General features: G+C 29.0%; 29 protein-coding genes and 1 pseudogene. 7 read left to right on the top strand and 23 right to left on the bottom strand.

What is annotated here, in order from left to right; all coding sequences use genetic code 11:
- Positions 1 to 201: 201 nt before the first annotated feature.
- Complete coding sequence (locus BLT48_RS01230) at positions 202 to 432, bottom strand: winged helix-turn-helix transcriptional regulator (protein ID WP_089974555.1); 231 nt, start codon at positions 430 to 432, stop codon at positions 202 to 204.
- A 25-nt stretch (positions 433 to 457) separates the two neighbouring features.
- Entirely contained in the window at positions 458 to 1,468 is a 1,011-nt protein-coding gene (locus BLT48_RS01225; RefSeq protein WP_089974549.1) for a replication initiation protein, read from the bottom strand.
- A gap of 957 nt (positions 1,469 to 2,425) precedes the next feature.
- Here BLT48_RS01225 and BLT48_RS13740 point away from each other — a divergent pair.
- Positions 2,426 to 2,596 (top strand): hypothetical protein, encoded by a 171-nt coding sequence (locus BLT48_RS13740; protein ID WP_176944032.1) that lies wholly within the window; start codon positions 2,426 to 2,428, stop codon positions 2,594 to 2,596.
- Positions 2,597 to 3,594: 998 nt separating this feature from the next.
- Here BLT48_RS13740 and BLT48_RS01215 read toward each other — a convergent pair.
- Both BLT48_RS01215 and BLT48_RS01205 read right to left on the bottom strand, forming a co-directional pair.
- Positions 3,595 to 3,879: a hypothetical protein gene (locus tag BLT48_RS01215; protein ID WP_176944031.1), complete on the bottom strand. Its 285-nt coding sequence runs from the start codon at positions 3,877 to 3,879 to the stop codon at positions 3,595 to 3,597.
- Between the two features lie 445 nt (positions 3,880 to 4,324).
- On the bottom strand, positions 4,325 to 4,864 hold the full coding sequence (locus BLT48_RS01205) for a hypothetical protein (RefSeq protein ID WP_089974546.1): 540 nt from the start codon (positions 4,862 to 4,864) through the stop codon (positions 4,325 to 4,327).
- A 200-nt stretch (positions 4,865 to 5,064) separates the two neighbouring features.
- Here BLT48_RS01205 and BLT48_RS01200 point away from each other — a divergent pair, with 200 nt between their 5' ends.
- Positions 5,065 to 5,244: a hypothetical protein gene (locus tag BLT48_RS01200; RefSeq protein ID WP_089974545.1), complete on the top strand. Its 180-nt coding sequence runs from the start codon at positions 5,065 to 5,067 to the stop codon at positions 5,242 to 5,244.
- 965 nt (positions 5,245 to 6,209) lie between these two features.
- Here BLT48_RS01200 and BLT48_RS01190 read toward each other — a convergent pair.
- Positions 6,210 to 6,689, bottom strand: a complete 480-nt coding sequence (locus BLT48_RS01190; RefSeq protein ID WP_089974540.1) for an Lrp/AsnC family transcriptional regulator — start codon at positions 6,687 to 6,689, stop codon at positions 6,210 to 6,212.
- A 25-nt stretch (positions 6,690 to 6,714) separates the two neighbouring features.
- Positions 6,715 to 7,725 (bottom strand): replication initiation protein, encoded by a 1,011-nt coding sequence (locus tag BLT48_RS01185; RefSeq protein ID WP_089974549.1) that lies wholly within the window; start codon positions 7,723 to 7,725, stop codon positions 6,715 to 6,717.
- Between the two features lie 960 nt (positions 7,726 to 8,685).
- Between BLT48_RS01185 and BLT48_RS01180 the strand changes: the two genes are divergently transcribed.
- Positions 8,686 to 8,925, top strand: a complete 240-nt coding sequence (locus BLT48_RS01180; RefSeq protein WP_089974558.1) for a hypothetical protein — start codon at positions 8,686 to 8,688, stop codon at positions 8,923 to 8,925.
- 163 nt (positions 8,926 to 9,088) lie between these two features.
- On the opposite strand, the gene BLT48_RS13735 is transcribed toward BLT48_RS01180, so the two are convergent.
- The 3 genes from BLT48_RS13735 to BLT48_RS01165 form a co-directional block, all read right to left on the bottom strand.
- Positions 9,089 to 9,265 (bottom strand): hypothetical protein, encoded by a 177-nt coding sequence (locus BLT48_RS13735; RefSeq protein ID WP_176944030.1) that lies wholly within the window; start codon positions 9,263 to 9,265, stop codon positions 9,089 to 9,091.
- Between the two features lie 665 nt (positions 9,266 to 9,930).
- Positions 9,931 to 10,143, bottom strand: a complete 213-nt coding sequence (locus BLT48_RS01175) for a hypothetical protein (RefSeq protein ID WP_089974532.1) — start codon at positions 10,141 to 10,143, stop codon at positions 9,931 to 9,933.
- A 445-nt stretch (positions 10,144 to 10,588) separates the two neighbouring features.
- Positions 10,589 to 11,128 carry a hypothetical protein gene (locus tag BLT48_RS01165; RefSeq protein WP_089974546.1) on the bottom strand — a complete coding sequence of 180 codons (540 nt, stop codon included), beginning with the start codon at positions 11,126 to 11,128 and terminating at the stop codon, positions 10,589 to 10,591.
- A 200-nt stretch (positions 11,129 to 11,328) separates the two neighbouring features.
- Here BLT48_RS01165 and BLT48_RS01160 point away from each other — a divergent pair, with 200 nt between their 5' ends.
- Positions 11,329 to 11,508 carry a hypothetical protein gene (locus BLT48_RS01160; RefSeq protein ID WP_089974545.1) on the top strand — a complete coding sequence of 60 codons (180 nt, stop codon included), beginning with the start codon at positions 11,329 to 11,331 and terminating at the stop codon, positions 11,506 to 11,508.
- Between the two features lie 965 nt (positions 11,509 to 12,473).
- Here the strand turns inward: BLT48_RS01160 and BLT48_RS01150 are convergent.
- The gene (locus BLT48_RS01150; protein ID WP_089974540.1) at positions 12,474 to 12,953 is read right to left on the bottom strand and encodes an Lrp/AsnC family transcriptional regulator; all 480 of its coding nucleotides are present in this window, start codon (positions 12,951 to 12,953) and stop codon (positions 12,474 to 12,476) included.
- A gap of 25 nt (positions 12,954 to 12,978) precedes the next feature.
- Positions 12,979 to 13,989 carry a replication initiation protein gene (locus BLT48_RS01145; RefSeq protein WP_089974549.1) on the bottom strand — a complete coding sequence of 337 codons (1,011 nt, stop codon included), beginning with the start codon at positions 13,987 to 13,989 and terminating at the stop codon, positions 12,979 to 12,981.
- A gap of 959 nt (positions 13,990 to 14,948) precedes the next feature.
- On the opposite strand from BLT48_RS01145, the gene BLT48_RS01140 reads away from it, so the two are divergent.
- Positions 14,949 to 15,188 (top strand): hypothetical protein, encoded by a 240-nt coding sequence (locus tag BLT48_RS01140; RefSeq protein WP_089974558.1) that lies wholly within the window; start codon positions 14,949 to 14,951, stop codon positions 15,186 to 15,188.
- 163 nt (positions 15,189 to 15,351) lie between these two features.
- Here BLT48_RS01140 and BLT48_RS13730 read toward each other — a convergent pair whose 3' ends face one another.
- The 3 genes from BLT48_RS13730 to BLT48_RS01125 all read right to left on the bottom strand — a co-directional run bounded on the left by BLT48_RS13730 (position 15,352) and on the right by BLT48_RS01125 (position 17,391).
- Positions 15,352 to 15,528, bottom strand: coding sequence for a hypothetical protein (locus BLT48_RS13730; protein ID WP_176944030.1), 177 nt, complete (start codon positions 15,526 to 15,528; stop codon positions 15,352 to 15,354).
- A 665-nt stretch (positions 15,529 to 16,193) separates the two neighbouring features.
- Positions 16,194 to 16,406 (bottom strand): hypothetical protein, encoded by a 213-nt coding sequence (locus BLT48_RS01135; protein ID WP_089974532.1) that lies wholly within the window; start codon positions 16,404 to 16,406, stop codon positions 16,194 to 16,196.
- Positions 16,407 to 16,851: 445 nt separating this feature from the next.
- Positions 16,852 to 17,391: a hypothetical protein gene (locus BLT48_RS01125; RefSeq protein ID WP_089974546.1), complete on the bottom strand. Its 540-nt coding sequence runs from the start codon at positions 17,389 to 17,391 to the stop codon at positions 16,852 to 16,854.
- Between the two features lie 200 nt (positions 17,392 to 17,591).
- Between BLT48_RS01125 and BLT48_RS01120 the strand changes: the two genes are divergently transcribed.
- Positions 17,592 to 17,771 (top strand): hypothetical protein, encoded by a 180-nt coding sequence (locus BLT48_RS01120; RefSeq protein ID WP_089974545.1) that lies wholly within the window; start codon positions 17,592 to 17,594, stop codon positions 17,769 to 17,771.
- Between the two features lie 965 nt (positions 17,772 to 18,736).
- Here the strand turns inward: BLT48_RS01120 and BLT48_RS01110 are convergent.
- From BLT48_RS01110 to BLT48_RS01100, 3 genes are read right to left on the bottom strand one after another with little or no spacing between them, the layout of a single operon-like run.
- Positions 18,737 to 19,216 carry an Lrp/AsnC family transcriptional regulator gene (locus BLT48_RS01110; RefSeq protein WP_089974540.1) on the bottom strand — a complete coding sequence of 160 codons (480 nt, stop codon included), beginning with the start codon at positions 19,214 to 19,216 and terminating at the stop codon, positions 18,737 to 18,739.
- Positions 19,217 to 19,241: 25 nt separating this feature from the next.
- Positions 19,242 to 20,009 carry a replication initiation protein gene (locus BLT48_RS01105; protein WP_280513118.1) on the bottom strand — a complete coding sequence of 256 codons (768 nt, stop codon included), beginning with the start codon at positions 20,007 to 20,009 and terminating at the stop codon, positions 19,242 to 19,244.
- 41 nt (positions 20,010 to 20,050) lie between these two features.
- Complete coding sequence (locus BLT48_RS01100) at positions 20,051 to 20,251, bottom strand: hypothetical protein (protein WP_089974535.1); 201 nt, start codon at positions 20,249 to 20,251, stop codon at positions 20,051 to 20,053.
- Positions 20,252 to 21,207: 956 nt separating this feature from the next.
- Here BLT48_RS01100 and BLT48_RS01095 point away from each other — a divergent pair.
- Positions 21,208 to 21,447, top strand: a complete 240-nt coding sequence (locus tag BLT48_RS01095; RefSeq protein WP_089974558.1) for a hypothetical protein — start codon at positions 21,208 to 21,210, stop codon at positions 21,445 to 21,447.
- A 163-nt stretch (positions 21,448 to 21,610) separates the two neighbouring features.
- Here the strand turns inward: BLT48_RS01095 and BLT48_RS13725 are convergent, their stop codons facing one another.
- The 6 genes and pseudogenes from BLT48_RS13725 to BLT48_RS14410 all read right to left on the bottom strand — a co-directional run.
- Positions 21,611 to 21,787: a hypothetical protein gene (locus BLT48_RS13725; RefSeq protein WP_176944030.1), complete on the bottom strand. Its 177-nt coding sequence runs from the start codon at positions 21,785 to 21,787 to the stop codon at positions 21,611 to 21,613.
- Between the two features lie 664 nt (positions 21,788 to 22,451).
- Positions 22,452 to 22,664, bottom strand: a complete 213-nt coding sequence (locus BLT48_RS01090; protein ID WP_089974532.1) for a hypothetical protein — start codon at positions 22,662 to 22,664, stop codon at positions 22,452 to 22,454.
- A gap of 490 nt (positions 22,665 to 23,154) precedes the next feature.
- Entirely contained in the window at positions 23,155 to 23,448 is a 294-nt protein-coding gene (locus tag BLT48_RS01080; RefSeq protein WP_089974526.1) for a hypothetical protein, read from the bottom strand.
- 1,659 nt (positions 23,449 to 25,107) lie between these two features.
- Positions 25,108 to 25,341, bottom strand: coding sequence for a hypothetical protein (locus BLT48_RS13620; RefSeq protein WP_143019087.1), 234 nt, complete (start codon positions 25,339 to 25,341; stop codon positions 25,108 to 25,110).
- Positions 25,342 to 25,506: 165 nt separating this feature from the next.
- Positions 25,507 to 25,815 (bottom strand): hypothetical protein, encoded by a 309-nt coding sequence (locus tag BLT48_RS01070; protein ID WP_143019086.1) that lies wholly within the window; start codon positions 25,813 to 25,815, stop codon positions 25,507 to 25,509.
- Between the two features lie 36 nt (positions 25,816 to 25,851).
- Positions 25,852 to 25,908, bottom strand: a pseudogene (locus BLT48_RS14410) (hypothetical protein); the annotation flags it as partial.
- Between the last annotated feature and the right edge of the window lie 328 nt (positions 25,909 to 26,236).

Here is a 26,236-nt window from a genome sequence, read left to right as displayed (position 1 = left end):
TTGGTTCGGTTTCTTTTTCAGTGTCAGCATTAAAAACATAACTGTCTTTTTGACTCGTATTCTCTTCTGATTGACTAGTAATAGAGAGTTGCAATTGTTGTATTTGCTGGTTTGATTGTAGAGTTAATTGTTGCTGTTGGTCCAGTAAAAGTTGAAACTGGTCAAGTTTGTCCGTAGAGTCTTTTTTTTTCTTCTTTTAATTCATTTATTTGCATTTTTTAGCGCGTCAACCGCGTCAACTGAAGGTTGATTGACGGTGGTTGACGCCTTTTTGTTTTTCCTTATCGCATCAGCTGTTTCAGCGGTCAACTCGTAAATCCCGTCAACCTTTTTAGGTTGAAATCGGTCAGGTAATTGTTCAATTCTTTTATGAACGGCTTGTTTGGATATACCGAGCTCTTCAGATAATTTTTTCACTGAAATAGTTGCCATAATAAATAATCTCCTATGATTTTATTTAAGTCTTTTTTTCTAACCAATTTAATAATGGAACTTTGGTATTAATTGGTTCTTTTCCTTCGAGTTCTAATAAAGAATTTAAAGCTTTTAAATTATCAATTGCTTTTTTCATAAGCTTATTATAAAGATCAGATGTTAAACCAACTTGTTTGTCTAAATAACGATATTTCATTGATTGGAAATCACGGATAATCTCTAAAGCTCTTTCTCTATTTTGTTTATCATTAATTTCTGCGTACATCAAGACATCATCCAAAACTGTATCTGCAATATTTTTAAGCATATCTATTTGTTTTTGAGAAGCCTTTAAAACTCCTTTTCCTGTACTCCACTTCAATGTGAACCCAGAAATAGAGCGCCCTTTTTTAACTTCATCGTAAGAAATATCTATTTCAGTAAAGGTATTTATTTCTTTAATAGCAATATCTAATACTTTTTTCTTAAATAAAGAAGTGTTTTTTTTGTAGCTTTCTTTAGTTTCAACACCGAATAAATTCATAAGTGTATCTTTAGATACATTTACATACCAACATCCATAATTAGCCTTTAAATAATCATATAGAGTCCAACTAAAGCTACTTTTGAATTGTGAAGTAACTGTTAAATCAGTTAACACATATTTGTCTTTTAACCCTAAAATATGAGGAATCATACGAGGATTCCATTCAAAATCAAATTTTCCGTTGTCATACTCCATTCCACCAAAAATATTCCAGTAAGAAAAACGATCATTTGCTAAATTTTCAGTACTTACTTTTAAGTCTATAATTTTTAACGAATCTTCTTGGGCATGTTTTGCTTTATATTCTATATTAAATTTATTTTCAAAATCTATCTTACGAAAAGTAGTTGTGCCGTCTTTTTGAGTTGCATAAATGGCATAAGATAATAATTGCATTTGATTCAAAGTTAAACCTTGATTCATTTTAACCATAGAAAACTCATTACTTTTTTGAATAGAACTAGAATTGTCTTCAAGTATTTTTTTGTTATTTATTCTACCAACCAAAATCTCGCCTCCTAATGAAACCTAAACATTGCTATGTTTTTTTAACCAATAATTAATGATACTTCACTATGATGAAAGTTTCAATTGAAAAGGTAAAAAAGTTTCAATAGGGGGTAAAAAAGTTTCAATAGGGGGGTAAAAAGTTTCAATAGGGGGTAAAAAAGTTTCAATAGGGTCTAAAAATTGTTGATATATATGACTATTTTGGAAGCTTAAATATAATAAATATAATGAATTTAATAAAAAGTAATAAATACGCAGTCGCGCGAAAAAAAGTATTGGTTAAAAAATAGTGGTAACTGCTATACTAATTTAGCTGTCACCTTTTTAAGCTGAACTCTTCAGCATGAAAGGAGGCTTTATTGTGAATATACTTTTTGACGTCTTACTTGGAGTCCTGATTAATGTCATTGCCCATGGCATAATCAAATGGCTAGATTCCAAGGACAAAACTGACAGCTAGCCTGCCCGTATAAAAAAATGCGAAAAAAAAAGACCAGTGGGTTGCCCCCCGCTGGTCTTTGGCTTTATCGTGAATATCTTTTTGTACCTTTATTATCGCATATAACAATTTAAAATCAAGTGACAGATCAGTTAAAGGAAAGCTTGCGGAGCAAGCTAAGGACTATCTTATAAGGTCAAAAGAAGTCGCTACGCTCTATTTGCAATGAAAGAGTTGGGGAAACTACTTAAAAGTCATTAATGAGCTCTAAAGGCTATTTTTAGCTAAGAATCAAACAAGTATAGAGCTCCCTTTGGTCGTGCAGGGCAAGCCCTACATACCCAAAATCAGATTAAAAAAATCATGGAGCAAGCAATTTATAAGTTAAAAGGAGAAAAAACAACCTTTAAAAGATAATTAAGCAGGTTTTAAGAGGTTTTAAAGCAAAAGATGCCTAATTATCCAGATAAGTGTTAAAGTGTCTTATAAGGCGTTTTTTTAAAGAATACGCGCAGTTGAAAGGAATTAAAATTGAAATGAAAAATAGGATTAAAAAAGAAGAGTATAAAATAACTTTTTTATATGGCGGCGTTTTGTTCCTTGTAGGGCTAATTGGGATGATTTTCCCTGCAACAGCTAACTATATTGTCACTTTTGTTTCATTTACGGTGGTTCATCTTTACTGATTGGACTACTTTATTTCGGCACACATAAAGTTAAATTTCAAAATAAAAAACAAGATATAGAATTACAAATAAGAAGATAATTATGTTATGATTTTTCAACTGGTTGAGGTTCTTTTTTTTTTTAGAGTATTTATCGATGTAGATATATTTTTGTGTGAATTTTTTTTTTTTTCCCATGGATATTATTATAAAATGAGACCCATGGTTTTTTTGTCGCTTTGCTCGATTTTAGTTCTTTTATTACAGTTCTATTAGCTTTATACAAACTAACTATAAAAGTTAGGAACCAAAAAAAACTACCTAACATTGCAACTGAACCTTCTTGGGAAATATAAAATAAGGCAACAAAAAAAACTAACTATAGCTATGTAAAATTTTGATTGTTTAAAGATTTCTTTATTCAAAAAAAGTCCTCCTAAATATTTTATTCTCTTGTTGTAGTTTTAAATAAAAAACAAAATTAATCAAATTTAAAAGTCATTTGTAACTGATCCCGAAATAAAAGGGCGCACTTATACTCCAATAAAACATTTGGAGTGTGTGCTAAAAAAATGTGTGAAAAATCGCTCCGCAATTTTAAAAATTCGTTGCACTCATGTACAAAAAACAGAGAAAAAAAACAAATTTCGAAAAATGAAAAAAATACAGGTAGAAATAAAGTGACTTTTAGAGATTTCTAGGTAAGAGCATAAAGAGATTCCGACGTCGTCCGATTTTTGCTTCGCTTCAAAACGTTGACTTGTCAGGCTGTGCCTGACGAATCTTAGTGGAAAAAAGAGACGTTTAGATCGTTAAATCAGCGATTTTTCATCATGATTACAAATGCTGATTTAACAACCTTTCAAACGCCTCGTGTGCCACACATGTGGCACAGCGTGACACACTTGTCCGACAGTTTGTGCCACCTGTGCACGACAGAATGTCGGACAAGTGTGTTGCGTTTTTGCTGTATTTTTCTCATGATTTTAGAAATGAAAACAAAAAAAACAAAGGTCAAATTATTTTTTGATCTCTGCTTTTTTATTTTTATTTATGTAATTATTTTTCTGGAAAATTATATAAAAGTATTCTAGGTTTTGCTGTTTTTTTTTCTTTTTTGAAAATAAATTTAACGCTGAAGAGATAAATAAAAGAACTCCCAGTCCCATATTCCAGTTAAAAATACTTTCCTTAAATAAAATAAAATACAAGATATTCGAAAAAATGATAACAATGCTACACACAAGAATAAAAACATAAAGTAGAGAATTTAATGTGTATTCTTTTCCAAATAATTTTATCATTTGATCCCTCCTGTTTTCTGAATGATTGCCATAATAAGTTAATAGATAGTTATAAAAGACAGCGTGAAATTCATGAAATCAATGCCTTGCAACATCAGAGGTATTAATTTTTCCATTCGCTATAGCCATTTAAAATAATTATATATATTACATACATACAGGGAATAAATATAGCAAATAGGATTATCTTTATAATCCAACTTACTGTCGAAAATATAGCCCCAATAAGTATATACAGCATAAAAAAAACAAATACGGACATGATTAACAATAAAATAATTAAAATAAAATTTTTAATTAGTCTATTGTTAATCTTTAAAACAGCTGATAATATTTCTTCAAAAAAAATTAAAATGAATTCCATTTAAAAGCTCCTTTTAAAAGTCTATCCATCCATTATTTAAAGATTTAACAAAGGAATTAATTACGTTAGAAAACCTTTATTTTATAAAAAAGTTAGTTTGAGATATTCTTTTAATGATGAAACCTCTAATATAGCATAGTTTTCGTGTCCATTAACATGCAATACAGGACGCTTTTTTCCATTATAAAAAGCTATATCTTCAGGTAGATCAGTCAAAGCGTCATCTCCCCAATCAAACAAGGAGTTGGAAACTTCTAACAAAATATTTTTTGTGGTTTTGTTTAATTCATAAAAATAAATATGACCAATAATTGGACTATCTACAATCTCATTAGATAACCATTCATTAGTTGGATAAGAGTCCACTAGAAACTCAGTAAGACTTTCTATTAACCTTATTGATCTCTCACTAATCCCCACATCCTTCCTAGTAACAAAAGAAAATACTGTAGATGATTCACTAACCCAAATTAATAATCGTTTATATTTGTTTCCTTTTATATTTTTCTTTATATTCTTTTCCATTTTAAGCCGTTTTCCCCCATAAAAATAATGTCCTACAGATTTTTTCTGAGGATTAGTATGATTGTGTCTAAAGTAACCAGTTTTATTTTTAAACATGACATATTTCTTATTTACTAATGATTATATCAGAATAGAATTTATTTATTTCAATACATGAAATTAGATAAAATAGTGTATCCGTAACCTTTTCAAATAAAAGTTGTCTAAATACACGTTATAATCACAGTATTGCTTAAATTATATACAAACGTAGAATAAAAAATTATACTCAGTATACACAGAAAGGAGCTGTTAAGATGAAATGGGTTAAAAGAATAGCATTTACACTTATTTATCTTGTAGTAACTCTTTATATGCTTTGGGAGACTACTATTCCTCCAGTTATAATTCTTTCATTTGTTGTAATTTTTAGTTCTTTTATTTCCAAGAACGGCGTGTTTGCAGAGTTAGAACAGTTTTTTAAAAAAGCTAGGTAATTATCCTTGAGATATATTTTTATTCATCCATAAAACTACAGATACATTAAAATAAAACCTTCTGCACTTCTATTTAATAACAGATTATTCAATACACGAAATTCTATAGAATCGTGTATCTAGAATCTTATTGAATCAATGTTTATCTATACTTATATTTTTTTGGGTTTTATAGCATAAATTAGTAAGCCAGAAGAGACACTATAGATAAAAATAAGCTGGCATATAAAAGTACAACTATACCTTTAAGAAAAAAGTTCAGTGTATTAAATTTAAATCTAAATGGAATAATGACAATTGAAATTAATTGAAGAATGGAAAAAATGATCAAGGGAACAAAGGCATCTTTAAAGCCAATGATCGAGGATAATAAACCTAATAATATTTGCGATAGGAGTGAAAACCAAAAAATAGAAAATAAAATCTTGTTTGTAAGACCTCTCCACTCAAGTTTGTTATACAAAATAAATCCACAGACTGTACTGATAAACGGAAGCACTTCTAACATGTTAGCCCTCTCTTTCTACTATCTTTTATTTCAATTGAATTTAGTACATATATAACGATATTTATATTAAAGGAATTGTATCTTACCTCAGAGATAAAAGTAAATATAAATTTAAAGGAAGTAGGAGATGAAATAAATTTTTTGGTATTATCTATATTGTAATTTCATTAATTATTTTTTTACCAGGGTACTCAGAAGTTATTGCTCATCTAAAATTAATAAAAAAAGATACATGAAATGAGATAAAGTCATGTATAATGAACCCTCTAATCATGATTTATATACATGTTATCTTTCTTTTTAAGCGCATACAATAAAATTCAAATTATTATATGCGTTTAAAGTTTTTATACATGAAATTCTATAAAAACGTGTATCCGGAATCTTATTCCAATAGGGTTCTTTTTCTTTACTCTCATTCAATACATGATTACACTTTTAAATGCGACATAATAGGCTATTCCTCTTTGTTAAATAGACGACTGAAAAAACCTTTTTTTGCTTGTGTTGGTTCGGTTTCTTTTTCAGTGTCAGCATTAAAAACATAACTGTCTTTTTGACTCGTATTCTCTTCTGATTGACTAGTAATAGAGAGTTGCAATTGTTGTATTTGCTGGTTTGATTGTAGAGTTAATTGTTGCTGTTGGTCCAGTAAAAGTTGAAACTGGTCAAGTTGTCCGTAGAGTCTTTTTTTTTCTTCTTTTAATTCATTTATTTGCATTTTTAGCGCGTCAACCGCGTCAACTGAAGGTTGATTGACGGTGGTTGACGCCTTTTTGTTTTTCCTTATCGCATCAGCTGTTTCAGCGGTCAACTCGTAAATCCCGTCAACCTTTTTAGGTTGAAATCGGTCAGGTAATTGTTCAATTCTTTTATGAACGGCTTGTTTGGATATACCGAGCTCTTCAGATAATTTTTTCACTGAAATAGTTGCCATAATAAATAATCTCCTATGATTTTATTTAAGTCTTTTTTTCTAACCAATTTAATAATGGAACTTTGGTATTAATTGGTTCTTTTCCTTCGAGTTCTAATAAAGAATTTAAAGCTTTTAAATTATCAATTGCTTTTTTCATAAGCTTATTATAAAGATCAGATGTTAAACCAACTTGTTTGTCTAAATAACGATATTTCATTGATTGGAAATCACGGATAATCTCTAAAGCTCTTTCTCTATTTTGTTTATCATTAATTTCTGCGTACATCAAGACATCATCCAAAACTGTATCTGCAATATTTTTAAGCATATCTATTTGTTTTTGAGAAGCCTTTAAAACTCCTTTTCCTGTACTCCACTTCAATGTGAACCCAGAAATAGAGCGCCCTTTTTTAACTTCATCGTAAGAAATATCTATTTCAGTAAAGGTATTTATTTCTTTAATAGCAATATCTAATACTTTTTTCTTAAATAAAGAAGTGTTTTTTTTGTAGCTTTCTTTAGTTTCAACACCGAATAAATTCATAAGTGTATCTTTAGATACATTTACATACCAACATCCATAATTAGCCTTTAAATAATCATATAGAGTCCAACTAAAGCTACTTTTGAATTGTGAAGTAACTGTTAAATCAGTTAACACATATTTGTCTTTTAACCCTAAAATATGAGGAATCATACGAGGATTCCATTCAAAATCAAATTTTCCGTTGTCATACTCCATTCCACCAAAAATATTCCAGTAAGAAAAACGATCATTTGCTAAATTTTCAGTACTTACTTTTAAGTCTATAATTTTTAACGAATCTTCTTGGGCATGTTTTGCTTTATATTCTATATTAAATTTATTTTCAAAATCTATCTTACGAAAAGTAGTTGTGCCGTCTTTTTGAGTTGCATAAATGGCATAAGATAATAATTGCATTTGATTCAAAGTTAAACCTTGATTCATTTTAACCATAGAAAACTCATTACTTTTTTGAATAGAACTAGAATTGTCTTCAAGTATTTTTTTGTTATTTATTCTACCAACCAAAATCTCGCCTCCTAATGAAACCTAAACATTGCTATGTTTTTTTAACCAATAATTAATGATACTTCACTATGATGAAAGTTTCAATTGAAAAGGTAAAAAAGTTTCAATAGGGGGGTAAAAAAGTTTCAATAGGGGGGTAAAAAAGTTTCAATAGGGGGGTAAAAAAGTTTCAATAGGGTCTAAAAATTGTTGATATATATGACTATTTTGGAAGCTTAAATATAATAAATATAATGAATTTAATAAAAAGTAATAAATACGCAGTCGCGCGAAAAAAAGTATTGGTTAAAAAATAGTGGTAACTGCTATACTAATTTAGCTGTCACCTTTTTAAGCTGAACTCTTCAGCATGAAAGGAGGCTTTATTGTGAATATACTTTTTGACGTCTTACTTGGAGTCCTGATTAATGTCATTGCCCATGGCATAATCAAATGGCTAGATTCCAAGGACAAAACTGACAGCTAGCCTGCCCGTATAAAAAAATGCGAAAAAAAAAGACCAGTGGGTTGCCCCCCGCTGGTCTTTGGCTTTATCGTGAATATCTTTTTGTACCTTTATTATCGCATATAACAATTTAAAATCAAGTGACAGATCAGTTAAAGGAAAGCTTGCGGAGCAAGCTAAGGACTATCTTATAAGGTCAAAAGAAGTCGCTACGCTCTATTTGCAATGAAAGAGTTGGGGAAACTACTTAAAAGTCATTAATGAGCTCTAAAGGCTATTTTTAGCTAAGAATCAAACAAGTATAGAGCTCCCTTTGGTCGTGCAGGGCAAGCCCTACATACCCAAAATCAGATTAAAAAAATCATGGAGCAAGCAATTTATAAGTTAAAAGGAGAAAAAACAACCTTTAAAAGATAATTAAGCAGGTTTTAAGAGGTTTTAAAGCAAAAGATGCCTAATTATCCAGATAAGTGTTAAAGTGTCTTATAAGGCGTTTTTTTAAAGAATACGCGCAGTTGAAAGGAATTAAAATTGAAATGAAAAATAGGATTAAAAAAGAAGAGTATAAAATAACTTTTTTATATGGCGGCGTTTTGTTCCTTGTAGGGCTAATTGGGATGATTTTCCCTGCAACAGCTAACTATATTGTCACTTTTTGTTTCATTTACGGTGGTTCATCTTTACTGATTGGACTACTTTATTTCGGCACACATAAAGTTAAATTTCAAAATAAAAAACATGAAAAGAACAAATAAGAAGATAAAAAAATAGTGATTTTTCAAACTACGGACGTGGACTACATTTAAAAAAAATGAGTTTTTGTCTTAGCAGAATTTTTGTGTGAATTTCAAAATAAAAAACCATGGATCTCATTATTATAAAATGAGACCCATGGTTTTTTTGTCGCTTTGCTCGATTTTAGTTCTTTTTATTTACAGTTCTATTAGCTTTATACAAACTAACTATAAAAGTTAGGAACCAAAAAAAACTACCTAACATTGCAACTGAACCTTCTTGGGAAATATAAAATAAGGCAACAAAAAAACTAACTATAGCTATGTAAAATTTTGATTGTTTAAAGATTTCTTTATTCAAAAAAAGTCCTCCTAAATATTTTATTCTCTTGTTGTAGTTTTAAATAAAAAACAAAATTAATCAAATTTAAAAGTCATTTGTAACTGATCCCGAAATAAAAGGGCGCACTTATACTCCAATAAAACATTTGGAGTGTGTGCTAAAAAAATGTGTGAAAAATCGCTCCGCAATTTTAAAAATTCGTTGCACTCATGTACAAAAAACAGAGAAAAAAAACAAATTTCGAAAAATGAAAAAAATACAGGTAGAAATAAAGTGACTTTTAGAGATTTCTAGGTAAGAGCATAAAGAGATTCCGACGTCGTCCGATTTTTGCTTCGCTTCAAAACGTTGACTTGTCAGGCTGTGCCTGACGAATCTTAGTGGAAAAAAGAGACGTTTAGATCGTTAAATCAGCGATTTTTCATCATGATTACAAATGCTGATTTAACAACCTTTCAAACGCCTCGTGTGCCACACATGTGGCACAGCGTGACACACTTGTCCGACAGTTTGTGCCACCTGTGCACGACAGAATGTCGGACAAGTGTGTTGCGTTTTTGCTGTATTTTTCTCATGATTTTAGAAATGAAAACAAAAAAAACAAAGGTCAAATTATTTTTTGATCTCTGCTTTTTTATTTTTATTTATGTAATTATTTTTCTGGAAAATTATATAAAAGTATTCTAGGTTTTGCTGTTTTTTTTCTTTTTTGAAAATAAATTTAACGCTGAAGAGATAAATAAAAGAACTCCCAGTCCCATATTCCAGTTAAAAATACTTTCCTTAAATAAAATAAAATACAAGATATTCGAAAAAATGATAACAATGCTACACACAAGAATAAAAACATAAAGTAGAGAATTTAATGTGTATTCTTTTCCAAATAATTTTATCATTTGATCCCTCCTGTTTTCTGAATGATTGCCATAATAAGTTAATAGATAGTTATAAAAGACAGCGTGAAATTCATGAAATCAATGCCTTGCAACATCAGAGGTATTAATTTTTCCATTCGCTATAGCCATTTAAAATAATTATATATATTACATACATACAGGGAATAAATATAGCAAATAGGATTATCTTTATAATCCAACTTACTGTCGAAAATATAGCCCCAATAAGTATATACAGCATAAAAAAAACAAATACGGACATGATTAACAATAAAATAATTAAAATAAAATTTTTAATTAGTCTATTGTTAATCTTTAAAACAGCTGATAATATTTCTTCAAAAAAAATTAAAATGAATTCCATTTAAAAGCTCCTTTTAAAAGTCTATCCATCCATTATTTAAAGATTTAACAAAGGAATTAATTACGTTAGAAAACCTTTATTTTATAAAAAAGTTAGTTTGAGATATTCTTTTAATGATGAAACCTCTAATATAGCATAGTTTTCGTGTCCATTAACATGCAATACAGGACGCTTTTTTCCATTATAAAAAGCTATATCTTCAGGTAGATCAGTCAAAGCGTCATCTCCCCAATCAAACAAGGAGTTGGAAACTTCTAACAAAATATTTTTTGTGGTTTTGTTTAATTCATAAAAATAAATATGACCAATAATTGGACTATCTACAATCTCATTAGATAACCATTCATTAGTTGGATAAGAGTCCACTAGAAACTCAGTAAGACTTTCTATTAACCTTATTGATCTCTCACTAATCCCCACATCCTTCCTAGTAACAAAAGAAAATACTGTAGATGATTCACTAACCCAAATTAATAATCGTTTATATTTGTTTCCTTTTATATTTTTCTTTATATTCTTTTCCATTTTAAGCCGTTTTCCCCCATAAAAATAATGTCCTACAGATTTTTTCTGAGGATTAGTATGATTGTGTCTAAAGTAACCAGTTTTATTTTTAAACATGACATATTTCTTATTTACTAATGATTATATCAGAATAGAATTTATTTATTTCAATACATGAAATTAGATAAAATAGTGTATCCGTAACCTTTTCAAATAAAAGTTGTCTAAATACACGTTATAATCACAGTATTGCTTAAATTATATACAAACGTAGAATAAAAAATTATACTCAGTATACACAGAAAGGAGCTGTTAAGATGAAATGGGTTAAAAGAATAGCATTTACACTTATTTATCTTGTAGTAACTCTTTATATGCTTTGGGAGACTACTATTCCTCCAGTTATAATTCTTTCATTTGTTGTAATTTTTAGTTCTTTTATTTCCAAGAACGGCGTGTTTGCAGAGTTAGAACAGTTTTTTAAAAAAGCTAGGTAATTATCCTTGAGATATATTTTTATTCATCCATAAAACTACAGATACATTAAAATAAAACCTTCTGCACTTCTATTTAATAACAGATTATTCAATACACGAAATTCTATAGAATCGTGTATCTAGAATCTTATTGAATCAATGTTTATCTATACTTATATTTTTTTGGGTTTTATAGCATAAATTAGTAAGCCAGAAGAGACACTATAGATAAAAATAAGCTGGCATATAAAAGTACAACTATACCTTTAAGAAAAAAGTTCAGTGTATTAAATTTAAATCTAAATGGAATAATGACAATTGAAATTAATTGAAGAATGGAAAAAATGATCAAGGGAACAAAGGCATCTTTAAAGCCAATGATCGAGGATAATAAACCTAATAATATTTGCGATAGGAGTGAAAACCAAAAAATAGAAAATAAAATCTTGTTTGTAAGACCTCTCCACTCAAGTTTGTTATACAAAATAAATCCACAGACTGTACTGATAAACGGAAGCACTTCTAACATGTTAGCCCTCTCTTTCTACTATCTTTTATTTCAATTGAATTTAGTACATATATAACGATATTTATATTAAAGGAATTGTATCTTACCTCAGAGATAAAAGTAAATATAAATTTAAAGGAAGTAGGAGATGAAATAAATTTTTTGGTATTATCTATATTGTAATTTCATTAATTATTTTTTTACCAGGGTACTCAGAAGTTATTGCTCATCTAAAATTAATAAAAAAAGATACATGAAATGAGATAAAGTCATGTATAATGAACCCTCTAATCATGATTTATATACATGTTATCTTTCTTTTTAAGCGCATACAATAAAATTCAAATTATTATATGCGTTTAAAGTTTTTATACATGAAATTCTATAAAAACGTGTATCCGGAATCTTATTCCAATAGGGTTCTTTTTCTTTACTCTCATTCAATACATGATTACACTTTTAAATGCGACATAATAGGCTATTCCTCTTTGTTAAATAGACGACTGAAAAAACCTTTTTTTGCTTGTGTTGGTTCGGTTTCTTTTTCAGTGTCAGCATTAAAAACATAACTGTCTTTTTGACTCGTATTCTCTTCTGATTGACTAGTAATAGAGAGTTGCAATTGTTGTATTTGCTGGTTTGATTGTAGAGTTAATTGTTGCTGTTGGTCCAGTAAAAGTTGAAACTGGTCAAGTTGTCCGTAGAGTCTTTTTTTTTCTTCTTTTAATTCATTTATTTGCATTTTTAGCGCGTCAACCGCGTCAACTGAAGGTTGATTGACGGTGGTTGACGCCTTTTTGTTTTTCCTTATCGCATCAGCTGTTTCAGCGGTCAACTCGTAAATCCCGTCAACCTTTTTAGGTTGAAATCGGTCAGGTAATTGTTCAATTCTTTTATGAACGGCTTGTTTGGATATACCGAGCTCTTCAGATAATTTTTTCACTGAAATAGTTGCCATAATAAATAATCTCCTATGATTTTATTTAAGTCTTTTTTTCTAACCAATTTAATAATGGAACTTTGGTATTAATTGGTTCTTTTCCTTCGAGTTCTAATAAAGAATTTAAAGCTTTTAAATTATCAATTGCTTTTTTCATAAGCTTATTATAAAGATCAGATGTTAAACCAACTTGTTTGTCTAAATAACGATATTTCATTGATTGGAAATCACGGATAATCTCTAAAGCTCTTTCTCTATTTTGTTTATCATTAATTTCTGCGTACATCAAGACATCATCCAAAACTGTATCTGCAATATTTTTAAGCATATCTATTTGTTTTTGAGAAGCCTTTAAAACTCCTTTTCCTGTACTCCACTTCAATGTGAACCCAGAAATAGAGCGCCCTTTTTTAACTTCATCGTAAGAAATATCTATTTCAGTAAAGGTATTTATTTCTTTAATAGCAATATCTAATACTTTTTTCTTAAATAAAGAAGTGTTTTTTTTGTAGCTTTCTTTAGTTTCAACACCGAATAAATTCATAAGTGTATCTTTAGATACATTTACATACCAACATCCATAATTAGCCTTTAAATAATCATATAGAGTCCAACTAAAGCTACTTTTGAATTGTGAAGTAACTGTTAAATCAGTTAACACATATTTGTCTTTTAACCCTAAAATATGAGGAATCATACGAGGATTCCATTCAAAATCAAATTTTCCGTTGTCATACTCCATTCCACCAAAAATATTCCAGTAAGAAAAACGATCATTTGCTAAATTTTCAGTACTTACTTTTAAGTCTATAATTTTTAACGAATCTTCTTGGGCATGTTTTGCTTTATATTCTATATTAAATTTATTTTCAAAATCTATCTTACGAAAAGTAGTTGTGCCGTCTTTTTGAGTTGCATAAATGGCATAAGATAATAATTGCATTTGATTCAAAGTTAAACCTTGATTCATTTTAACCATAGAAAACTCATTACTTTTTTGAATAGAACTAGAATTGTCTTCAAGTATTTTTTTGTTATTTATTCTACCAACCAAAATCTCGCCTCCTAATGAAACCTAAACATTGCTATGTTTTTTTAACCAATAATTAATGATACTTCACTATGATGAAAGTTTCAATTGAAAAGGTAAAAAAGTTTCAATAGGGGGGTAAAAAAGTTTCAATAGGGGGTAAAAAAGTTTCAATAGGGGGGTAAAAAAGTTTCAATAGGGTCTAAAAATTGTTGATATATATGACTATTTTGGAAGCTTAAATATAATAAATATAATGAATTTAATAAAAAGTAATAAATACGCAGTCGCGCGAAAAAAAGTATTGGTTAAAAAATAGTGGTAACTGCTATACTAATTTAGCTGTCACCTTTTTAAGCTGAACTCTTCAGCATGAAAGGAGGCTTTATTGTGAATATACTTTTTGACGTCTTACTTGGAGTCCTGATTAATGTCATTGCCCATGGCATAATCAAATGGCTAGATTCCAAGGACAAAACTGACAGCTAGCCTGCCCGTATAAAAAAATGCGAAAAAAAAAGACCAGTGGGTTGCCCCCCGCTGGTCTTTGGCTTTATCGTGAATATCTTTTTGTACCTTTATTATCGCATATAACAATTTAAAATCAAGTGACAGATCAGTTAAAGGAAAGCTTGCGGAGCAAGCTAAGGACTATCTTATAAGGTCAAAAGAAGTCGCTACGCTCTATTTGCAATGAAAGAGTTGGGGAAACTACTTAAAAGTCATTAATGAGCTCTAAAGGCTATTTTTAGCTAAGAATCAAACAAGTATAGAGCTCCCTTTGGTCGTGCAGGGCAAGCCCTACATACCCAAAATCAGATTAAAAAAATCATGGAGCAAGCAATTTATAAGTTAAAAGGAGAAAAAACAACCTTTAAAAGATAATTAAGCAGGTTTTAAGAGGTTTTAAAGCAAAAGATGCCTAATTATCCAGATAAGTGTTAAAGTGTCTTATAAGGCGTTTTTTTAAAGAATACGCGCAGTTGAAAGGAATTAAAATTGAAATGAAAAATAGGATTAAAAAAGAAGAGTATAAAATAACTTTTTTATATGGCGGCGTTTTGTTCCTTGTAGGGCTAATTGGGATGATTTTCCCTGCAACAGCTAACTATATTGTCACTTTTTGTTTCATTTACGGTGGTTCATCTTTACTGATTGGACTACTTTATTTCGGCACACATAAAGTTAAATTTCAAAATAAAAAACATGAAAAGAACAAATAAGAAGATAAAAAAATAGTGATTTTTCAAACTACGGACGTGGACTACATTTAAAAAAAATGAGTTTTTGTCTTAGCAGAATTTTTGTGTGAATTTCAAAATAAAAAACCATGGATCTCATTATTATAAAATGAGACCCATGGTTTTTTTGTCGCTTTGCTCGATTTTAGTTCTTTTTATTTACAGTTCTATTAGCTTTATACAAACTAACTATAAAAGTTAGGAACCAAAAAAAACTACCTAACATTGCAACTGAACCTTCTTGGGAAATATAAAATAAGGCAACAAAAAAACTAACTATAGCTATGTAAAATTTTGATTGTTTAAAGATTTCTTTATTCAAAAAAAGTCCTCCTAAATATTTTATTCTCTTGTTGTAGTTTTAAATAAAAAACAAAATTAATCAAATTTAAAAGTCATTTGTAACTGATCCCGAAATAAAAGGGCGCACTTATACTCCAATAAAACATTTGGAGTGTGTGCTAAAAAAATGTGTGAAAAATCGCTCCGCAATTTTAAAAATTCGTTGCACTCATGTACAAAAAACAGAGAAAAAAAACAAATTTCGAAAAATGAAAAAAATACAGGTAGAAATAAAGTGACTTTTAGAGATTTCTAGGTAAGAGCATAAAGAGATTCCGACGTCGTCCGATTTTTGCTTCGCTTCAAAACGTTGACTTGTCAGGCTGTGCCTGACGAATCTTAGTGGAAAAAAGAGACGTTTAGATCGTTAAATCAGCGATTTTTCATCATGATTACAAATGCTGATTTAACAACCTTTCAAACGCCTCGTGTGCCACACATGTGGCACAGCGTGACACACTTGTCCGACAGTTTGTGCCACCTGTGCACGACAGAATGTCGGACAAGTGTGTTGCGTTTTTGCTGTATTTTTCTCATGATTTTAGAAATGAAAACAAAAAAAACAAAGGTCAAATTATTTTTTGATCTCTGCTTTTTTATTTTTATTTATGTAATTATTTTTCTGGAAAATTATATAAAAGTATTCTAGGTTTTGCTGTTTTTTTTCTTTTTTGAAAATAAATTTAACGCTGAAGAGATAAATAAAAGAACTCCCAGTCCCATATTCCAGTTAAAAATACTTTCCTTAAATAAAATAAAATACAAGATATTCGAAAAAATGATAACAATGCTACACACAAGAATAAAAACATAAAGTAGAGAATTTAATGTGTATTCTTTTCCAAATAATTTTATCATTTGATCCCTCCTGTTTTCTGAATGATTGCCATAATAAGTTAATAGATAGTTATAAAAGACAGCGTGAAATTCATGAAATCAATGCCTTGCAACATCAGAGGTATTAATTTTTCCATTCGCTATAGCCATTTAAAATAATTATATATATTACATACATACAGGGAATAAATATAGCAAATAGGATTATCTTTATAATCCAACTTACTGTCGAAAATATAGCCCCAATAAGTATATACAGCATAAAAAAAACAAATACGGACATGATTAACAATAAAATAATTAAAATAAAATTTTTAATTAGTCTATTGTTAATCTTTAAAACAGCTGATAATATTTCTTCAAAAAAAATTAAAATGAATTCCATTTAAAAGCTCCTTTTAAAAGTCTATCCATCCATTATTTAAAGATTTAACAAAGGAATTAATTACGTTAGAAAACCTTTATTTTATAAAAAAGTTAGTTTGAGATATTCTTTTAATGATGAAACCTCTAATATAGCATAGTTTTCGTGTCCATTAACATGCAATACAGGACGCTTTTTTCCATTATAAAAAGCTATATCTTCAGGTAGATCAGTCAAAGCGTCATCTCCCCAATCAAACAAGGAGTTGGAAACTTCTAACAAAATATTTTTTGTGGTTTTGTTTAATTCATAAAAATAAATATGACCAATAATTGGACTATCTACAATCTCATTAGATAACCATTCATTAGTTGGATAAGAGTCCACTAGAAACTCAGTAAGACTTTCTATTAACCTTATTGATCTCTCACTAATCCCCACATCCTTCCTAGTAACAAAAGAAAATACTGTAGATGATTCACTAACCCAAATTAATAATCGTTTATATTTGTTTCCTTTTATATTTTTCTTTATATTCTTTTCCATTTTAAGCCGTTTTCCCCCATAAAAATAATGTCCTACAGATTTTTTCTGAGGATTAGTATGATTGTGTCTAAAGTAACCAGTTTTATTTTTAAACATGACATATTTCTTATTTACTAATGATTATATCAGAATAGAATTTATTTATTTCAATACATGAAATTAGATAAAATAGTGTATCCGTAACCTTTTCAAATAAAAGTTGTCTAAATACACGTTATAATCACAGTATTGCTTAAATTATATACAAACGTAGAATAAAAAATTATACTCAGTATACACAGAAAGGAGCTGTTAAGATGAAATGGGTTAAAAGAATAGCATTTACACTTATTTATCTTGTAGTAACTCTTTATATGCTTTGGGAGACTACTATTCCTCCAGTTATAATTCTTTCATTTGTTGTAATTTTTAGTTCTTTTATTTCCAAGAACGGCGTGTTTGCAGAGTTAGAACAGTTTTTTAAAAAAGCTAGGTAATTATCCTTGAGATATATTTTTATTCATCCATAAAACTACAGATACATTAAAATAAAACCTTCTGCACTTCTATTTAATAACAGATTATTCAATACACGAAATTCTATAGAATCGTGTATCTAGAATCTTATTGAATCAATGTTTATCTATACTTATATTTTTTTGGGTTTTATAGCATAAATTAGTAAGCCAGAAGAGACACTATAGATAAAAATAAGCTGGCATATAAAAGTACAACTATACCTTTAAGAAAAAAGTTCAGTGTATTAAATTTAAATCTAAATGGAATAATGACAATTGAAATTAATTGAAGAATGGAAAAAATGATCAAGGGAACAAAGGCATCTTTAAAGCCAATGATCGAGGATAATAAACCTAATAATATTTGCGATAGGAGTGAAAACCAAAAAATAGAAAATAAAATCTTGTTTGTAAGACCTCTCCACTCAAGTTTGTTATACAAAATAAATCCACAGACTGTACTGATAAACGGAAGCACTTCTAACATGTTAGCCCTCTCTTTCTACTATCTTTTATTTCAATTGAATTTAGTACATATATAACGATATTTATATTAAAGGAATTGTATCTTACCTCAGAGATAAAAGTAAATATAAATTTAAAGGAAGTAGGAGATGAAATAAATTTTTTGGTATTATCTATATTGTAATTTCATTAATTATTTTTTTACCAGGGTACTCAGAAGTTATTGCTCATCTAAAATTAATAAAAAAAGATACATGAAATGAGATAAAGTCATGTATAATGAACCCTCTAATCATGATTTATATACATGTTATCTTTCTTTTTAAGCGCATACAATAAAATTCAAATTATTATATGCGTTTAAAGTTTTTATACATGAAATTCTATAAAAACGTGTATCCGGAATCTTATTCCAATAGGGTTCTTTTTCTTTACTCTCATTCAATACATGATTACACTTTTAAATGCGACATAATAGGCTATTCCTCTTTGTTAAATAGACGACTGAAAAAACCTTTTTTTGCTTGTGTTGGTTCGGTTTCTTTTTCAGTGTCAGCATTAAAAACATAACTGTCTTTTTGACTCGTATTCTCTTCTGATTGACTAGTAATAGAGAGTTGCAATTGTTGTATTTGCTGGTTTGATTGTAGAGTTAATTGTTGCTGTTGGTCCAGTAAAAGTTGAAACTGGTCAAGTTGTCCGTAGAGTCTTTTTTTTTCTTCTTTTAATTCATTTATTTGCATTTTTAGCGCGTCAACCGCGTCAACTGAAGGTTGATTGACGGTGGTTGACGCCTTTTTGTTTTTCCTTATCGCATCAGCTGTTTCAGCGGTCAACTCGTAAATCCCGTCAACCTTTTTAGGTTGAAATCGGTCAGGTAATTGTTCAATTCTTTTATGAACGGCTTGTTTGGATATACCGAGCTCTTCAGATAATTTTTTCACTGAAATAGTTGCCATAATAAATAATCTCCTATGATTTTATTTAAGTCTTTTTTTCTAACCAATTTAATAATGGAACTTTGGTATTAATTGGTTCTTTTCCTTCGAGTTCTAATAAAGAATTTAAAGCTTTTAAATTATCAATTGCTTTTTTCATAAGCTTATTATAAAGATCAGATGTTAAACCAACTTGTTTGTCTAAATAACGATATTTCATTGATTGGAAATCACGGATAATCTCTAAAGCTCTTTCTCTATTTTGTTTATCATTAATTTCTGCGTACATCAAGACATCATCCAAAACTGTATCTGCAATATTTTTAAGCATATCTATTTGTTTTTGAGAAGCCTTTAAAACTCCTTTTCCTGTACTCCACTTCAATGTGAACCCAGAAATAGAGCGCCCTTTTTTAACTTCATCGTAAGAAATATCTATTTCAGTAAAGGTATTTATTTCTTTAATAGCAATATCTAATACTTTTTTCTTAAATAAAGAAGTGTTTTTTTTGTAGCTTTCTTTAGTTTCAACACCGAATAAATTCATAAGTGTATCTTTAGATACATTTACATACCAACATCCATAATTAGCCTTTAAATAATCATATAGAGTCCAACTAAAGCTACTTTTGAATTGTGAAGTAACTGTTAAATCAGTTAACACATATTTGTCTTTTAACCCTAAAATATGAGGAATCATACGAGGATTCCATTCAAAATCAAATTTTCCGTTGTCATACTCCATTCCACCAAAAATATTCCAGTAAGAAAAACGATCATTTGCTAAATTTTCAGTACTTACTTTTAAGTCTATAATTTTTAACGAATCTTCTTGGGCATGTTTTGCTTTATATTCTATATTAAATTTATTTCAAAATCTATCTTACGAAAAGTAGTTGTGCCGTCTTTTTGAGTTGCATAAATGGCATAAGATAATAATTGCATTTGATTCAAAGTTAAACCTTGATTCATTTTAACCATAGAAAACTCATTACTTTTTTGAATAGAACTAGAATTGTCTTCAAGTATTTTTTTGTTATTTATTCTACCAACCAAAATCTCGCCTCCTAATGAAACCTAAACATTGCTATGTTTTTTAACCAATAATTAATGATACTTCACTATGATGAAAGTTTCAATTGAAAAGGTAAAAAAGTTTCAATAGGGGGTAAAAAAGTTTCAATAGGGGGGTAAAAAAGTTTCAATAGGGGGTAAAAAAGTTTCAATAGGGTCTAAAAATTGTTGATATATATGACTATTTTGGAAGCTTAAATATAATAAATATAATGAATTTAATAAAAAGTAATAAATACGCAGTCGCGCGAAAAAAAGTATTGGTTAAAAAATAGTGGTAACTGCTATACTAATTTAGCTGTCACCTTTTTAAGCTGAACTCTTCAGCATGAAAGGAGGCTTTATTGTGAATATACTTTTTGACGTCTTACTTGGAGTCCTGATTAATGTCATTGCCCATGGCATAATCAAATGGCTAGATTCCAAGGACAAAACTGACAGCTAGCCTGCCCGTATAAAAAAATGCGAAAAAAAAAGACCAGTGGGTTGCCCCCGCTGGTCTTTGGCTTTATCGTGAATATCTTTTTGTACCTTTATTATCGCATATAACAATTTAAAATCAAGTGACAGATCAGTTAAAGGAAAGCTTGCGGAGCAAGCTAAGGACTATCTTATAAGGTCAAAAGAAGTCGCTACGCTCTATTTGCAATGAAAGAGTTGGGGAAACTACTTAAAAGTCATTAATGAGCTCTAAAGGCTATTTTTAGCTAAGAATCAAACAAGTATAGAGCTCCCTTTGGTCGTGCAGGGCAAGCCCTACATACCCAAAATCAGATTAAAAAAATCATGGAGCAAGCAATTTATAAGTTAAAAGGAGAAAAAACAACCTTTAAAAGATAATTAAGCAGGTTTTAAGAGGTTTTAAAGCAAAAGATGCCTAATTATCCAGATAAGTGTTAAAGTGTCTTATAAGGCGTTTTTTTAAAGAATACGCGCAGTTGAAAGGAATTAAAATTGAAATGAAAAATAGGATTAAAAAAGAAGAGTATAAAATAACTTTTTTATATGGCGGCGTTTTGTTCCTTGTAGGGCTAATTGGGATGATTTTCCCTGCAACAGCTAACTATATTGTCACTTTTTGTTTCATTTACGGTGGTTCATCTTTACTGATTGGACTACTTTATTTCGGCACACATAAAGTTAAATTTCAAAATAAAAAACATGAAAAGAACAAATAAGAAGATAAAAAAATAGTGATTTTTCAAACTACGGACGTGGACTACATTTAAAAAAAATGAGTTTTTGTCTTAGCAGAATTTTTGTGTGAATTTCAAAATAAAAAACCATGGATCTCATTATTATAAAATGAGACCCATGGTTTTTTTGTCGCTTTGCTCGATTTTAGTTCTTTTTATTTACAGTTCTATTAGCTTTATACAAACTAACTATAAAAGTTAGGAACCAAAAAAAACTACCTAACATTGCAACTGAACCTTCTTGGGAAATATAAAATAAGGCAACAAAAAAACTAACTATAGCTATGTAAAATTTTGATTGTTTAAAGATTTCTTTATTCAAAAAAAGTCCTCCTAAATATTTTATTCTCTTGTTGTAGTTTTAAATAAAAAACAAAATTAATCAAATTTAAAAGTCATTTGTAACTGATCCCGAAATAAAAGGGCGCACTTATACTCCAATAAAACATTTGGAGTGTGTGCTAAAAAAATGTGTGAAAAATCGCTCCGCAATTTTAAAAATTCGTTGCACTCATGTACAAAAAACAGAGAAAAAAAACAAATTTCGAAAAATGAAAAAAATACAGGTAGAAATAAAGTGACTTTTAGAGATTTCTAGGTAAGAGCATAAAGAGATTCCGACGTCGTCCGATTTTTGCTTCGCTTCAAAACGTTGACTTGTCAGGCTGTGCCTGACGAATCTTAGTGGAAAAAAGAGACGTTTAGATCGTTAAATCAGCGATTTTTCATCATGATTACAAATGCTGATTTAACAACCTTTCAAACGCCTCGTGTGCCACACATGTGGCACAGCGTGACACACTTGTCCGACAGTTTGTGCCACCTGTGCACGACAGAATGTCGGACAAGTGTGTTGCGTTTTTGCTGTATTTTTCTCATGATTTTAGAAATGAAAACAAAAAAAACAAAGGTCAAATTATTTTTTGATCTCTGCTTTTTTATTTTTATTTATGTAATTATTTTCTGGAAAATTATATAAAAGTATTCTAGGTTTTGCTGTTTTTTTTCTTTTTTGAAAATAAATTTAACGCTGAAGAGATAAATAAAAGAACTCCCAGTCCCATATTCCAGTTAAAAATACTTTCCTTAAATAAAATAAAATACAAGATATTCGAAAAAATGATAACAATGCTACACACAAGAATAAAAACATAAAGTAGAGAATTTAATGTGTATTCTTTTCCAAATAATTTTATCATTTGATCCCTCCTGTTTTCTGAATGATTGCCATAATAAGTTAATAGATAGTTATAAAAGACAGCGTGAAATTCATGAAATCAATGCCTTGCAACATCAGAGGTATTAATTTTTCCATTCGCTATAGCCATTTAAAATAATTATATATATTACATACATACAGGGAATAAATATAGCAAATAGGATTATCTTTATAATCCAACTTACTGTCGAAAATATAGCCCCAATAAGTATATACAGCATAAAAAAAACAAATACGGACATGATTAACAATAAAATAATTAAAATAAAATTTTTAATTAGTCTATTGTTAATCTTTAAAACAGCTGATAATATTTCTTCAAAAAAAATTAAAATGAATTCCATTTAAAAGCTCCTTTTAAAAGTCTATCCATCCATTATTTAAAGATTTAACAAAGGAATTAATTACGTTAGAAAACCTTTTATTTTATAAAAAAGTTAGTTTGAGATATTCTTTTAATGATGAAACCTCTAATATAGCATAGTTTTCGTGTCCATTAACATGCAATACAGGACGCTTTTTTCATTATAAAAAGCTATATCTTCAGGTAGATCAGTCAAAGCGTCATCTCCCCAATCAAACAAGGAGTTGGAAACTTCTAACAAAATATTTTTTGTGGTTTTGTTTAATTCATAAAAATAAATATGACCAATAATTGGACTATCTACAATCTCATTAGATAACCATTCATTAGTTGGATAAGAGTCCACTAGAAACTCAGTAAGACTTTCTATTAACCTTATTGATCTCTCACTAATCCCCACATCCTTCCTAGTAACAAAAGAAAATACTGTAGATGATTCACTAACCCAAATTAATAATCGTTTATATTTGTTTCCTTTTATATTTTCTTTATATTCTTTTCCATTTTAAGCCGTTTTCCCCCATAAAATAATGTCCTACAGATTTTTTCTGAGGATTAGTATGATTGTGTCTAAAGTAACCAGTTTTTATTTTTAAACATGACATATTTCTTATTACTAATGATTATATCAGAATAGAATTTATTTATTTCAATACATGAAATTAGATAAAATAGTGTATCCGTAACCTTTTCAAATAAAAGTTGTCTAAATACACGTTATAATCACAGTATTGCTTAAATTATATACAAACGTAGAATAAAAAATTATACTCAGTATACACAGAAAGGAGCTGTTAAGATGAAATGGGTTAAAAGAATAGCATTACACTATTTATCTTGTAGTAACTCTTTATATGCTTTGGGAGACTACTATTCCTCCAGTTATAATTCTTTCATTTGTTGTAATTTTTAGTTCTTTATTTCCAAAAAACGGCGTTTGCAGAGTTAGAACAGTTTTTTAAAAAGCTAGTAAATATCCTTGAGATATATTTTATTCATCCATAAAACTACAGATACATTAAAATAAAACCTTCTGCACTTCTATTTAATAACAGATTATTCAATACACGAAATTCTATAGAATCGTGTATCTAGAATCTTATTGAATCAATGTTTATCTATACTTATATTTTTTTGGGTTTTATAGCATAAATTAGTAAGCCAGAAGAGACACTATAGATAAAAATAAGCTGGCATATAAAAGTACAACTATACCTTTAAGAAAAAGTTCAGTGTATTAAATTTAAATCTAAATGGAATAATGACAATTGAAATTAATTGAAGAATGGAAAAAATGATCAAGGGAACAAAGGCATCTTTAAAGCCAATGATCGAGGATAATAAACCTAATAATATTTGCGATAGGAGTGAAAAACCAAAAAATAGAAAATAAAATCTTGTTTGTAAGACCTCTCCACTCAAGTTTGTTATACAAAATAAATCCACAGACTGTACTGATAAACGGAAGCACTTCTAACATGTTAGCCCTCTCTTTCTACTATCTTTTATTTCAATTGAATTTAGTACATATATAACGATATTTATATTAAAGGAATTGTATCTTACTCAGAGATAAAAGTAAATATAAATTTAAAGGAAGTAGGAGATGAAATAAATTTTTTGTATTATCTATATTGTAATTTCATTAATTATTTTTTTACCAGGGTACTCAGAAGTTATTGCTCATCTAAAATTAATAAAAAAGATACATGAAATGAGATAAAGTCATGTATAATGAACCCTCTAATCATGATTTATATACATGTTATCTTTCTTTTTAAGCGCATACAATAAAATTCAAATTATTATATGCGTTTAAAGTTTTTATACATGAAATTCTATAAAAAACGTGTATCCGAATCTTATTCCAATAGGGTTCTTTTTCTTTACTCTCATTCAATACATGATTACACTTTTAAATGCGACATAATAGGCTATTCCTCTTTGTTAAATAGACGACTGAAAAAACCTTTTTTTTGCTTGTGTTGGTTCGGTTTCTTTTTCAGTGTCAGCATTAAAAACATAACTGTCTTTTTGACTCGTATTCTCTTCTGATTGACTAGTAATAGAGAGTTGCAATTGTTGTATTTGCTGGTTTGATTGTAGAGTTAATTGTTGCTGTTGGTCCAGTAAAAGTTGAAAACTGGTCAAGTTGTCCGTAGAGTCTTTTTTTTTCTTCTTTTAATTCATTTATTTGCATTTTTAGCGCGTCAACCGCGTCAACTGAAGGTTGATTGACGGTGGTTGACGCCTTTTTGTTTTTCCTTATCGCATCAGCTGTTTCAGCGGTCAACTCGTAAATCCGTCAACCTTTTTAGTTGAAATCGGTCAGGTAATTGTTCAATCTTTTATGAACGGTTGTTTGGATATACCGAGCTCTTCAGATAATTTTTTCACTGAAATAGTTGCCATAATAATAATCTCCTATGATTTTATTTAAGTCTTTTTTCTAACCAATTTAATAATGGAACTTTGGTATTAATTGGTTCTTTTCTTCGAGTTCTAATAAAGAATTTAAAGCTTTTAAATTATCAATTGCTTTTTTCATAAGCTTATTATAAAGATCAGATGTTAAACCAACTTGTTTGTCTAAATAACGATATTTCATTGATTGGAAATCACGGATAATCTCTAAAGCTCTTTCTCTATTTTGTTTATCATTAATTTCTGCGTACATCAAGACATCATCCAAAACTGTATCTGCAATATTTTTAAGCATATCTATTTGTTTTGAGAAGCCTTTAAAACTCCTTTTCCTGTACTCCACTTCAATGTAAACCCAAAATAGAGCGCCCTTTTTAACTTCATCGTAAGAAATATCTATTTCAGTAAAGGTATTTATTTCTTTAATAGCAATATCTAATACTTTTCTTAAATAAAGAAGTGTTTTTTTTGTAGCTTTCTTAGTTCAACACCGAATAAATTCATAAGTGTATCTTTAGATACATTACATACCAACATCCATAATTAGCCTTAAATAATCATATAGAGTCCAACTAAAGCTACTTTTGAATTGGAAGTAACTTTAAATCAGTTAACACATATTGTCTTTTAACCCTAAAATATGAGGAATCATACGAGGATTCCATTCAAAATCAAATTTCCGTTTCATACTCCATTCCACCAAAAAATTCCAGTAAGAAAAACGATCATTTGCTAAATTTCAGTACTTACTTTTAAGTCTATAA

This window comes from Carnobacterium viridans, assembly GCF_900102725.1.
GTDB lineage: Bacteria > Bacillota > Bacilli > Lactobacillales > Carnobacteriaceae > Carnobacterium_B > Carnobacterium_B viridans.
This window is presented reverse-complemented; position numbering and strand designations above follow the sequence as displayed.